This window comes from Alteromonas ulvae, assembly GCF_048987005.1.
In the GTDB taxonomy this organism is placed as follows: domain Bacteria; phylum Pseudomonadota; class Gammaproteobacteria; order Enterobacterales; family Alteromonadaceae; genus Alteromonas.
This window is the reverse complement of the sequence record NZ_CP185261.1, coordinates 885,089-898,152: the sequence shown is the minus strand read 5'-3', so window position 1 is coordinate 898,152 and position 13,064 is coordinate 885,089. Positions and strand designations below refer to the sequence as shown.

Here is a 13,064-nt window from a genome sequence, read left to right as displayed (position 1 = left end):
CTAATAGCAAGCTAAAATTTTCCGTGCAATCTGTTTTACACTACCTGTTGACAGCCATTAACCATCATTGAGCACTAGCACACACGTTAATAACCAGCAGAAGTACGACCAGCGTATTTCGCACCCATCCATCAAGGAGTTTTGCATGCAATCAATAGTTATAAACATAATGGGGCAAGACAAGCCTGGGTTAGTCGATGCGCTTGCGAAATGTATCTATGCACATAAAGGGAACTGGTTGGGTTCAAGCTTTGCGCATATGGCGGGTTTATTCACAGGGTTTGTTGAAGTGCAGGTAAGTGCAGAAGGAAAACAGCCTTTAATAGACGCTATTGAAGCGTTACCTGATATCACCGTTCAACATGTAGCGGCACTTGGTTCCCAAGAAACTAACGTGGTTAAGTATACCGTTGAAGTAATGGGTAACGATAAACCGGGTATAGTACAAGAGCTTACCAATGTTCTTAATCAGTTCAACCTCAACATACTTACCTTTGCTTCACATTGTGAAAGTGCGCCTAACTGGGGCAGTTTAATTTTTAAAGCTAAAGCAGAAATTGGTGTACCAGCAAAATTTGACGATGGCGCATTACAAGATGCTCTTGAAGCTCTGGCTAATGATCTAGTTGTTGACATCACCGCAACGCATTAATGTGAAGAATACACCGTTTCACCGATTGCCAAGCATTGCCTTGTCATCAAAGTGTAATTAATAGATGACAGCCTTTGACCATTTTGTGGATCATAAATGAGAAATTATGGATAACAACGTTTTATATTATCCTGCGGAACTGAGTTGGTTAGCATTTAACGAACGCGTGTTGCAGGAAGCCGCCGATCAAAACACCCCAGCCGTTGAACGTATACGCTTTTTAGGTATTTACTCAAACAACCTCGATGAATTTTACCGCGTGAGGGCGGCGGGCGTAAAACGACAGATCACAATCGCACAAAACGACGGTAACGATGAAGAGGCTGAACGTCAGACAGCACTGATGGAGCAGATTCAAAAAAAGGTCGTTCAGCTTTCAGAAAAATTCGATAAAATTCATAAAGAAGTCGTAAAAGGGCTAGCTCGATACCATATTTATATACTTCGAAAAAACGACTTGAATGACTATCAGCAGCAATGGGTTCGCAACTTTTTTGTGAATAAAGTGCTGCGTCACATTGCGCCTATTATTATTGATAAAAAAACAGATTTGCTAAAACGGCTAAACGGCACTTCTGTTTATTTATATGTAGCCCTTAGAAGAAAAGAAAAAAGCACACGATTCGCAGTCATTCAGGTTCCTACCACTGAAATGTCTCGCTTTATGCTTATTCCGCCAGAAAAAAGTAGAAAGAAAAAGCATATTATTATGCTCGACGACATGATTCAGCTTTGCCTTGAAGATATTTTTCGAGGCTTTATCAAGTTTGACGAAATAGAGTCATTTTCATTTAAGATGACTCGGGACGCCGAGTATTCTATCAACGACGAAATAGATGAAAGTTACGTTGAAAAGATGTCTGAGAGCATGAAGCAACGCCTTATTGCTGAGCCGGTTCGGGTTATTTATGACACCGACATGCCAGACGATATGATGCAAGACCTGCGCAAGCGCCTTAAAATTACAAAGCTTGATACCATGCACGCTGCGGGACACTATCGTAACTTTAAAGACTTTATTGGCTTCCCCAACGTGGGCCGAGAATACCTTGAACATACGCCGCTGCCGGCTATTGATAGCAAAGCGTTTTCGCAACACAACACTGTATTTGATGCCATTACTGCTAACGATATTTTGCTGCATTACCCTTATCATCGTTTTTTGCATTTCACTGAATTTTTGCGTCAGGCTGCCTTTGACCCCAATGTTCGTACCATACGCATCAATATTTACCGAGTGGCGAGTAACTCTCGTATCATCAACTCACTCATTGACGCGGTGGACAATGGTAAAAAAGTGACCGTGGTGGTAGAAATACGCGCTCGTTTCGACGAGGAGGCTAATATTGAATGGTCCAAACGAATGACCGAGGCGGGAATTCGCGTTGTACTTGGGGTACCTACTCTCAAGATTCACTCGAAGCTGTGTATTGTCACGCGGGAAGAACGTGGAAATTTAGTTAATTACGCTCATTTTGGTACCGGCAACTTCAATGAGAAGACCGCTAAGATATACACAGACTATAGCTTGTTTACGCGCAACCAAGAACTAGCCGACGAAGGCGTAGCAGTATTTGATCTTATTCAATACCCATACCGCCGTTACAAATTTCAGCATTTACAAATTTCGCCGCTAAATTCTAGAACCAAAATCCAGTCGTTAATTCGTCAGGAGATACAGCATTTAAACCAAGGGCAAAAGGCAAAAATAACGTTTAAAATTAACAATCTTGTTGATAAAGAGCTCATTGACGATTTGTACAGAGCCAGTCAAGCTGGAGTTGAAATTCGCGGTATTGTAAGGGGAATGTGCTCTTTAAATCCGGGGATAAAAGGGGTAAGCGACAACATAGAAATCATTTCCATCGTCGACAGATTCTTAGAACACCCTCGGGTGATGATTTTTGAAGGCGGCGGCGACCGTAAAGTCTTTATCTCTTCTGCCGATTGGATGACACGCAACATGGACAATCGTATAGAAGTGGGCTGCCCAGTTTACGATAGAACCTTGCAGCAGCGCATTGTTGATATTATGGAGCTACAGTTTAATGATACGCTGAAAGCGCGCGTTATCAACTCTGAGCAGACGAATAATTATGTGCTGCGCGGTAACCGCAGAAAGGTACGCTCTCAAATAGAGATATACGACTACCTCAAACAACTTGAAGACAACCTGTAGGATAACCTAATCACTAATGACTGAGCATGAATCCATCTTTGACGGTGTAGAGTCCCGGGAAGTAAGTAAAGTTGCCGCGCTAGATATTGGCTCAAATAGCTTTCACCTTGTAGTGGCAAGAATTGTAGCGGGTTCCGTTCAAATTCTTCATCGAGTAAAACAAAAAGTACGACTTGCCGAGGGGCTCGGCAATGACAATATTTTGTCTGATGATGCCATGGAACGTGGACTTGCCATGCTCAAAGTCATTGCTGAAAGTTTAAAAGGCTTCGAACCAGATTCAGTCCGTATTGTGGCTACGCACACCTTGCGTAAAGCGAAGAATGCTCGGCAATTCATTCGTGCAGCAAGAGACGTACTGCCCTACCCGATTGAAGTTATTTCGGGAGTGGAAGAGGCTCGTTTAATATATTCTGGCGTTGCCCATACCAATCATGCCGATGGCCAACAGCTGGTGGTTGATATCGGTGGTGGGTCAACAGAGTTTGTTATTGGTAAAGGTTTTACCCCCCTACTTTGTAGAAGTTTGCAAATGGGGTGCGTGAGTTATACTCAGAAATTCTTTGCAAACGGCGAACTCAAACGCAGTGCGTTTAATAAGGCAATTACCAATGCCGCTCAAGAGCTTGAGATGATAGACGGCAAATACCGTAAACTGGGTTGGGTGCAGTGCGTTGGCACCTCGGGGACTATTCGCTCTCTATTTATTTTATGTCAGCAAGATAAAACCAACGAACACGACATTCCTGTTACGCTGAAAGCTTTGCGTAGCCTGATGGACCAATTCATTGATGCGGGGCATGTTGATAAGCTGGACTTTCCCAATTTAAGCGAAGATCGCCGTGTAGTAATAGCCGGTGGTATTGCTATTTTGATTGCAGTGTTTAAGGCTTTAAATATTAAAGCACTTGTGTACTCTCCTGCGGCATTGCGTGAAGGTGTGCTTTACCAAATGGAAGACGAGCTGCATCACGCCGATATTCGCGGAAGAACGGCAAGTAGCCTAGCAACCCGTTACGACGTTGATACTGCTCAAGCAACCATGGTGTTAAACACCTCGTTAATGCTACTACGAAAAGCAGAAAAGGCGTGGAAATTAAAAGGCCAAGACTTTAAGAACATGCTGGGTTGGGCAGCGCTGCTTCACGAGGTAGGCATTCAGATAAATTCCCGGGGTGTGCAGCGTCACAGTGCCTACATTCTTGCTAACGTTGATATGCCCGGCTTTACTCAAGAGCAGCAGCTTTTATTAGCCACATTAGTGCGTTTTCACCGCAAGAAGATCCGCATTAGCGACTTGCCTAATTTTAATCTATTCGACGGCTACGCCGTGAAGCGTCTTATTGCATTATTGCGACTTGGTGCATTACTTAACATAAAACGCCAAGAGCAATTCTTGCCAGACATGACGGTTGAGGTTACCCAATCATCTCTATTGTTGGGCTTTCCAGATGGTTGGCTTGAAGAAAAGCCTATCTTATCTGCTGATTTAGCCAGTGAGAGCCAGCATTGGCAAGCACTAGACTTAACGCTATCGATTAATAACTCACTGGCATTCTAGCTGAAGTAGAAAGTAGCTAGCGGAAATACTAGCTACTTACTTGATTTAAAACGTAAGACGCAGGAAATCAGCTGTCACTCACCGGAGTCGAAAACACTGGCGGCTTAATAGATTTAGGAGGCAATTGTTTCAACTGCATAAGCAATTCTTTCACCGCTCTTTGTAATTGAGGATCTTCGCCTTTTGATAGTGCAAGAGCATTTTGATAAACGGGTATATCCGGAGCAATTCCCTTATTTTCTCCCACCCATTCGTTATTGATTGGGTCAAAAACGGCATTGTCCGGTGCGGTTAGCCCGCCTCCATCGACCAAATTGTAGTGGACAGAAGATTTTACTAAACCTCCCCAAGTTCGAGCGCCTATGAGTTTACCGACTTTTTGCTGGCGAAAGGCCCATGGAAAATAGTCACCACCCGAACCCGCAAGTTCATTTATCAACAACACTTTAGGTCCTTTGATACCCGCGGGTAAAAGCATAGGCTTGCCATTGGGGACTTCATTTGTGAGCGCTGCACGCAACTCACGCTTCATAAGGTCGACCATATAGTCGTCGAGTAAACCACCGCCGTTGAAGCGTTCATCAATCACTGCGCCCTGTTTATCTTGCTGAGCAAAATAATAACGATTGAAAGACACAAACCCTTGATTCGAGGTATTAGGAACCCAAACATAGGCAAGTTTGCCGTCGGATAATTTATCTACTAATCGACGATTATCCTCTACCCACGCACGTTGACGAATACCGCGCTCGTTGCTAATTGGTTTAACAATCACTTCTCTCGCATCGGCAAAATCAGTTGAATCACTCACATGCAGTACTGTTTGCTGATCTAAGGTGCCATCTAAATATCGATAGAGGTTATCTGCGCTGGTAAGCTCTTTGCCATTAATACCGAGTAAAAACTGGCCCTCCGTAACATTTAGCCCTGGCTGGTCAAGTGGCCCTTTTAAGTCGGGATTCCAACTTTCAGCGGTAAATATGCGTGAAAGCTGCCAACGCCCCCGCTTAGCAATAAAATCGGCCCCCAATAGTCCTGCCACTGACTTTTCCGTTTCTGGGTAATCGCCGCCAAAAACAAAACTGTGCCCTACGGATAATTCGCCGTTTACCATATCAAGTAAATAGGTCAAATCAGCGCGATGCTTTACATGGTTTACCAATGGCTCGTAACGGCTAAACACCTCGTTCCAGTCACGGCCATGCATATTTTTATCATAAAAATAATCTCGCTGGTAACGCCACGCCTCAACAAACATTTGGCGCCATTCTTTTTTCCGATCAAGATTCATCATCAGCTCTACTTTTAACGGCTCTTCAAGCTTTGCCTCTTCACCGCTGGCATCAACAACAAACCAGCTTTTACCTTTTTTTAGCAATAGTTTTTTAAAATCTGCCGAAATACTCGCTGACTCAATGCCATCAACAAAAGGAGCGGATTTTCTTTTTTCCAGGTTAAATTTTATCAGGGCTATTTGTTCGTCTTCTGCCGTTGCAAAGAACGCTTCACCTTTCCCCGCACTCAATACAAAATCATAGGGCCCGGCTGGCATTGGGAGGGGCAATATACGTCGTTCTATATTCGTAAAATCAATTTCAACGTTGTTATCTTTGTCTTCCTTTTTATCCTCTGTGACTTCATCGTCACTTTGCGTAGCGGCGTTAGTTTCTTCTTCATCACTCTTAGGCGCAAACGGTGACACTTGCCCAGCTACCAAGCTAACCAAGTAGGGGGCATATTCCGGTTTGGAAGACATGGCACTGGTATTCGCCCAACCACTATTCAATCCATAATCGGTACTCGCAAGAAAATACAAATAGTGACCATTTTGGTCCCATGCAGGGGATAAAGAATTGGCAAACTTATTGGTTAGGAAATGGGTCTGCTCACTATCTAGGGTATACACTTTAATTTGCTGAAAACCATTTTCAGCGGTTTTTACATAAGCCAACGCACCTGAATCAGGTGACCATGTCAGGTCGTTATATCCTCGCTCAAGGTTGGTGCCTCCTACGTCGATCGTTTTAAGACGTTGGGTAGCTAGCTCAATAATACGAATGCGGACGTCGTCATCCACAAATGCAATATAGCGTCCGTCAGGCGACCAGGTAGGCTCCCACGCCATTTTTGACTCTCCGATCGACATTGCCTTGACAGGCGATATACCATCTTGGTCTTGCAACATTAATTGATAGCCTTGCTCTTGATGATCAGAAAACCATGCAATTTGATCGCCCTTAGGTGACCAAATTGGGGCTCTGTCGGCTGCACCTGAACTTTGGGTAATATTGCGCACACTACCGTTTTCTGCCGGAATGGTGAAAACTTCACCGCGTGCTGCCATTAATACACGCTTCCCTGTGGGCGATAAAGAAGCCGCCTGCGCTTTGTCGCTGACATTTTGCCATTTGGTTTCTGCCCAAGGAAAATCACCAACTAAACTGATTGAGAGTTTCTGGGTAGTTTCAGACGCTATGTCGTAACGATGCAAATCTCCATTTTGTTCGAATATTAATACCTTACCATTACTGGCTAATTGCTTAATATCGGCGCTTTTAAATTCGGTTATCTGTTTCAGCTCTTTGCGCTTTACTGAATATTCCCAAACATTTGAGACCCAGTCTCTATCAGAAAGGAAATAGATTTTGTCACCTACCCATACAGGCTCTACATCGATGGTCGAGTCATTGCTAATCATTGTCTCCTGAAGGCTTTTCAAATCGACAATAACCAAGGGAGTATTTTGCCCACCACGATAATTGCGCCATTCTGTATCCCACCGCGCCATTCGGTCTATGACCAAATGCTTGCCATCATCAGAATAATCGCCGTTAAACGCCCACTGCTTCAGTGCCAATTTCGCCGGCCCACCAGCGGCAGGAACCGTCCATAACCGATTGATAGGGCGTGGTGCAGTGTCTCTCCCCGACGTGAACAACACCTGTTTACCGTCTACAGTCCACCCCCGTACCGAGCCGCCTGAAGCATGCCATGTCAGTCGTTTTGCCTGACCGCCTACCGTGGGCATTACATAAACAGAGTCAGTCCCTGAGCGGTTAGATGAGAAGGCAATATGCCGACCATCTGGCGAAAACTGAGGGTGACTCTCTACCGCGGCGGTACTGGTTAGGCGTTGACTGTTTTGACCATTCAAATCCGTTAACCAAATATCACCTGCATGAGTAAACGCAATGTGCTGCTCACTTACTGCTGGCTGCCGTAACAATCGCGTTTCTTGGGCATTTAAGTAGGTAGATAACACGGTGAGTTGAAGTATAGCGATACTGAGCATGAGCTTCATAAGCCGCAGTTCCTTGTAAATATGAGCTAACAGAAGGCTGTCTGTTTATTAACTTCATACTGTACAATGTTAACCGGACAAAAAATAGACAAGAAATTTATTGATTAAAGAATGCAACTTTCTCAGCATGATATTTTTGCAACTGTGACCGAGATAGTAAAAGCAACGCTTTTCTCTACATTGTGTATTCATCAGCCACTCAGCGTTGTATTAGTTCAAGCCGCGTTAACATCCAATTAGCATTATCGTTAAAAGGCGGATCTTGTTTATTCAAACGGGGCATATTTGGTTTGACATCCAGTAAAGTAGAAAAAAAGGGGTCACTTACAAACAACGATTGGGCAACGCGCGGTGCTACCCAACTTATTTTCATGTAAATGTTGGTTATAAACACCCCTCTAGTAATCAGCATTTTCTAATCACACACGAGTTGATACTACTAGTCTCTAGCACTGTATTTATTTACAGAGCAACTACATAGTAGTCTTATTAGCATCGCTGTACTTTTTAAACCACGCTAAAATATTCTCTACCTTTGCGATCATTCGCGACGGCTTCGCTGCTATACCGTGAGATGATTCAGGTACCTTGACTAATACCGTATCCACTTTCTGAATTTTTAGCGCTTGGTAAAACTGCTCCGTTTCAGACATAGGAGTACGTTTATCATCCACTCCGGTGATAAGCATTGTAGGTGTAGTCACATTCCCCACTAGCGACAGTGGCGAGCGCTTCCAATAATGCTCTACGTTATCCCACGGCTTGCCAGGAAACTGAAACGGTATTTGATAAAGCCCAGAGTCAGCGGTAAGTACTTTAGACAGCCAATTAATAACAGGCTTTGCCACTACGGCAGCTTTAAATCTGTCGGTGAGTCCAATGGCATACGCAGATGCAATTCCCCCCGCTGAACCACCGGTAATATAAAGTTTCTCAGGATCGGCAATGCCTTTTTCAATCAGCGCATCCACACCCGACATGTGGTCGGAAAAATCATACTCTGAACTGTACTTGCCCTGAAGTAACAAGGCAAAACGCTCTCCGTAGCCAGTGCTGCCTCGATGATTATCATAAAACACCACATACCCCTCAGCCGCCATTCGCTGTAACTCTGCGGTGAACACCGGGCCATAGGCTAAATTTGGACCGCCATGAATTTCTAAAATAAGTGGGTAAGTTTTGCTGCTGTCGTAATCTGGCGGAAGAATATACCAGCCTTGTATCTCTTCTCCATCTATTGATGAGTTGTACACAATTTCCTTCACCTCACCTAGCGTTTTATGGCCAAGCACATCTTCATTCAGTGAAGTCAGTTGACGCTCATCACCCTTGGTAACAAAGAGATCGGCAGGTCTGTCGGTTGCCCCTTTTGTGTAGGCAATTACATCACCCGCAGCATGATAAGTGGCAAATACGTATGGTCTACCTAACGTAGTACCTCCTAACCCATTGGCTTTATTCGTTACTTTACCCATCAGGGACACACTGTCGACTTGCGCTAAACCTCTCACCGATTGCTGAAAGTAGATGTTTTTGTTATCTTTCCAGACAAAGTTAGACACCGCGTTATCAATCGTTTCAGTCAGGTTCTTGTGTTCCGTTCCATCGGCATTCATCACATACAAATAGCTGTTTTTATACATGACTTTTTCATCACTACGGCGTTCGTAAGCAACATATTTACCATTAGGCGATACAACCGGTGACGCTTCGCGACCTTTAAAACTGGTTAGTTGCTCAATATGCCCCTGCATGTCTACCGTATAAATATCCGCTTCTATTGGCTCGTATTCCCAGTTGCTGCTTCGATTGGCAGAGAAGTAAATCTTAGTTGCGTCGCTTGAAAAACTTAAGCTACCGCGGTGGTGATAGTCACCAGAGGTAAGCTGTCTTGCAGTACCACCTTCAAATGGCACCACAAATATGTGGGTATAGGCAGGTTCTAACACGCCTCTTCCGTCGGCCTGATATCTTGCTTTCGTAATATATTCAAAACTTGGTGACCAGTTAGCCCCTTTCGGCTTTTTAGGCATATTGACTTTTAGCGGTTTTTCTTCTGCATCGACGCTCATAGTAAACGCAATGTGCTTGCCATCAGGCGACCACGTTATGTCATTGGGCGATGAGGTGACGTTAGTCACTAAGGCGGTTTGCCCAGTATCCATCCAGCGAACATACAACTGTGGCTTTCCTGCCTCGTTCGACAAGTACGCCAAACGCTTTCCATCGGGAGACCAGCGCGGAGAATAAAAGTTATGCTTAGACGACAATAGAGGCCGGTGCTTACTACCATCTGCACTGGCAAGCCAAATATTTGCGCGTGTACTGTCTGACATTATGTCATTAGAGCGGCGCACGTAAACCACCTGCTTTCCATCGGGAGATACTTGGGCTTCGCTTACATACTCCAGATTGAAAATATCTTCTGACGCAAAGTGGTTTGCCTTATTTGGCGTCTCTGTCGCAGTGACCACTGAGTTACTAGTAGCTGTATTCTCCTGCGCTACGCTAGTAGCTGGAAGTAAAGTAGTCAGCAGCGAAGCACTTGTGAAAAGCAGTAGGGCCGCCGAAATGCGGCTTGGGATAAATGATTTCTTTGTTGTGGTGCGATGTGGGTGTAGGTGATTCTCTGTCATTGATGCCCCATTCTTTTTCTTTTAAATGATTAGATTAGTGAGACATTCATACTAGCGCAATCACACCCCGTAAAGAAAAAGCTAGGCTAAATATGCGGTCACTCACTCTATATAGTCGATAAAATGTACATTGTGATTGATACGCATTGCACGATAGGACATCTGATGACGAAATATTCAAAACGAAGAAGGAGAGCTATGCTCTCCTTCTGATAGTATCTAATTGCAGTGTAGCTGTGCTTATAACGACAAAGCAAAACCTTTTATGCGTGTTAACCTACGATTTAGATGCCGTGTAAATACCGTCAATTGCAGTATCTAACAGTGCTTCAAATTCTTCTCTAGACTGCTTGGCAGAGGTACCCTCGGTAAGTGCGCGAGAGAAGCTTGCGATCATGCCTTGGTTTTCTGACAGTTTTGCATTAGCGTCATTACGAGTGTAACCACCAGATAATGCAACAACTTTAAGTACACGTGGGTGGTCTACTAACTCTTTGTAGAAGTTAGCTTGATCAGGTAACGTCAGCTTTAACATTACCTCTTGCCCTTCACTTAACAAATTAAGCTGGGTAAGGATCTCAAGCTTAAGGAGTGCTTCAGCTTCGGCTTTCTGCGGGCTGTGAATATCAACCTCTGGCTCGATAATTGGCACAAGTCCTGCGGCAAGAATTTGCTTACCTACTTCGAACTGCTGCTCTACAACGGCTTTGATACCCTGCTGGTTGGCTAGCTTTACTACGCTTCGCATTTTAGTGCCAAACACGTCTTGCGCCACGGCCTTCGCTAGCAGTGCATCTAGTTCTGGCATCGGCTTCATGAGCTGTACGCCATCGCTTTCTTCTTGAAGCCCTTTGTCTACTTTCAAAAAGGGAATAACACGCTTTTTCTGCCACAGGTAATGAGCCGTAGACAAACCTTCAATTTCTCTATCTAAGGTGTTTTCAAACAAGATGGCGCCAAGAACGCGCTCGCCACTAAAAGGTGCACTAGTAATAATACGAGTGCGCATATCGTGTACAAGGTTAAACATTTCTTCGTCTGAACTGTATTGTGACTCTTCAATGCCGTAAAGACGTAGCGCTTTCGGTGTACTGCCGCCGCTTTGGTCTAACGCTGCAATAAAACCGATTTGTGTGTTGAGTTTATCCAGCATAGATTGCTGAGCTTGTGATGCCATTGCAACACTCCTTTTATATTGTTCTGCCTATACGACAGCTGTAGGGTTTATCGTTATTTCGTCAGCAAACATCACTGTAAAGCTAACCAGTTCTTCTTCACAAAGAACCTTTTTTAAAAAAGCGTTTTTCGAAAAGCGTCGTTTTCAAAGAAGGTTGCTCTTTAAAAAGGGGCATTTGTGAAAGGCGCTTATCTACACCATGTTATTGCTGTTTTCAGTATAGATAAGCACCTGTAGCATACTAGGCGCTATTTCTTACGTTATAGTTTCAAGTTAATTAATTTGATTAGCTAACTTGAGGCAACGACAGCGCTTATTTATTTTTTTCTTCTAGTATCGCTACTGCAGGCAGTGTTTTTCCTTCAAGAAACTCAAGGAATGCACCACCGCCTGTTGATATGTAAGAGACCTTATCGGCAATCCCATACTTATCCACTGCTGCAAGTGTATCACCGCCTCCTGCAATAGAGAATGCGTCACTTGCTGCAATTGCCTCAGACAGGGCTTTCGTACCTGCGCTAAATTGTTCAAATTCAAATACACCTACCGGGCCATTCCACACAATAGTACCCGCATTCTTAATAATGCTCTCTAGTGCTTTCGATGAGTCTGGGCCGATATCAAAAATCATGTCTTCATCGGTTACTTCAGACACGTGCTTTAACGTGGCTTCGGTATTTTCATCAAACGCTGCACCTACCACTACATCGGTTGGTACAGGAATATTCCCGCCGTTGGCTTGGGCGTTGTTCATTAGCTGAGTAGCTTGCTCCGTCAGGTCCATCTCAACCAGGGACTTACCTACATTGTGACCCTGGGCAGCAATAAATGTGTTTGCTATACCGCCACCTACAATAAGCTGATCGACCTTTTCTGCCAGTGTTTTTAATACGGTTAGTTTAGTCGATACTTTTGACCCACCAACAATGGCCACCATTGGGCGCTTAGGGTTATCAAGTGCTTTACCTAATGCATCGAGTTCAGCCGCTAAAAGCGGGCCAGCGCATGCTTGCTTTGCAAATTTCGCTACACCATGTGTAGAAGCTTGTGCACGGTGAGCCGTACCAAATGCATCCATCACGAAAATATCACACAGTGCAGCGTATTGTTTGGAAAGGGTTTCGTCGTCTTTCTTCTCGCCTCTATTGAAGCGTACGTTTTCTAGGATCACTAGTTCGCCATCGGAAAGTTCAACACCGTCTAAGTAATCTTTCACTAACTTTACAGGTACATCGAGGGCGTCGTTTAGGTAATCGACAACGGGTTGGAGTGAAAACTCTTCTGCCGGCTCACCTTCAGAAGGACGACCAAGGTGAGACATCACCATAACAGCTGCACCAGCATCGAGCGCGGCTTTAATGGTTGGAATTGATGCTTTAATGCGAGCATCGGAGGTGACTTTACCGTTTTTAACCGGTACGTTTAAATCTTGTCTGATGAGAACACGCTGACCGTGCAAGGCCATATCGTTCATACTTGGAATTGGCATCATCTTTCCTATGTTAATTTAAAAATGTTGTCATTCATTAACGTGTGAAAGCTGCACGGGTTGGCGCCA

Annotated in this window: 7 protein-coding genes; 3 read left to right on the top strand and 4 right to left on the bottom strand. The window is 44.3% G+C overall.

The features are described 5' to 3' along the window. Positions 1–145: 145 nt before the first annotated feature. From ACOJR9_RS03960 to ppx, 3 genes are all read left to right on the top strand, one after another. A complete protein-coding gene (locus ACOJR9_RS03960; protein WP_420935085.1) occupies positions 146–652 on the top strand; it encodes a glycine cleavage system protein R in 507 nt (168 codons plus the stop codon). 106 nt (positions 653–758) lie between these two features. Beyond that, a complete protein-coding gene (ppk1, locus tag ACOJR9_RS03955; protein ID WP_420935084.1) occupies positions 759–2,831 on the top strand; it encodes a polyphosphate kinase 1 in 2,073 nt (690 codons plus the stop codon). Between the two features lie 16 nt (positions 2,832–2,847). Further along, positions 2,848–4,392 (top strand): exopolyphosphatase, encoded by a 1,545-nt coding sequence (ppx, locus tag ACOJR9_RS03950; RefSeq protein WP_420935083.1) that lies wholly within the window; start codon positions 2,848–2,850, stop codon positions 4,390–4,392. A 67-nt stretch (positions 4,393–4,459) separates the two neighbouring features. Here the strand turns inward: ppx and ACOJR9_RS03945 are convergent, their stop codons facing one another. The 4 genes from ACOJR9_RS03945 to ACOJR9_RS03930 form a co-directional block, all read right to left on the bottom strand. Continuing rightward, a complete protein-coding gene (locus ACOJR9_RS03945; RefSeq protein WP_420935082.1) occupies positions 4,460–7,693 on the bottom strand; it encodes a S41 family peptidase in 3,234 nt (1,077 codons plus the stop codon). A gap of 473 nt (positions 7,694–8,166) precedes the next feature. Beyond that, positions 8,167–10,329 (bottom strand): prolyl oligopeptidase family serine peptidase, encoded by a 2,163-nt coding sequence (locus ACOJR9_RS03940; RefSeq protein WP_420935081.1) that lies wholly within the window; start codon positions 10,327–10,329, stop codon positions 8,167–8,169. Between the two features lie 277 nt (positions 10,330–10,606). Beyond that, positions 10,607–11,506, bottom strand: a complete 900-nt coding sequence (locus ACOJR9_RS03935) for a fructose bisphosphate aldolase (protein ID WP_420935080.1) — start codon at positions 11,504–11,506, stop codon at positions 10,607–10,609. A 313-nt stretch (positions 11,507–11,819) separates the two neighbouring features. Further along, complete coding sequence (locus tag ACOJR9_RS03930; RefSeq protein WP_420936039.1) at positions 11,820–12,995, bottom strand: phosphoglycerate kinase; 1,176 nt, start codon at positions 12,993–12,995, stop codon at positions 11,820–11,822. Between the last annotated feature and the right edge of the window lie 69 nt (positions 12,996–13,064).

Excerpts from the sequence above, each read along its gene's own strand:
- ACOJR9_RS03930 (WP_420936039.1), bottom strand. The coding sequence starts at position 12,995 with ATGCCAATTCCAAGTATGAACGATATGGCCTTGCACGGTCAGCGTGTT.
- ACOJR9_RS03940 (WP_420935081.1), bottom strand. The coding sequence starts at position 10,329 with ATGACAGAGAATCACCTACACCCACATCGCACCACAACAAAGAAATCA.
- ACOJR9_RS03935 (WP_420935080.1), bottom strand. The coding sequence starts at position 11,506 with ATGGCATCACAAGCTCAGCAATCTATGCTGGATAAACTCAACACACAA.
- ppx (WP_420935083.1), top strand. The coding sequence starts at position 2,848 with ATGACTGAGCATGAATCCATCTTTGACGGTGTAGAGTCCCGGGAAGTA.
- ACOJR9_RS03945 (WP_420935082.1), bottom strand. The coding sequence starts at position 7,693 with ATGAAGCTCATGCTCAGTATCGCTATACTTCAACTCACCGTGTTATCT.
- ACOJR9_RS03960 (WP_420935085.1), top strand. The coding sequence starts at position 146 with ATGCAATCAATAGTTATAAACATAATGGGGCAAGACAAGCCTGGGTTA.
- ppk1 (WP_420935084.1), top strand. The coding sequence starts at position 759 with ATGGATAACAACGTTTTATATTATCCTGCGGAACTGAGTTGGTTAGCA.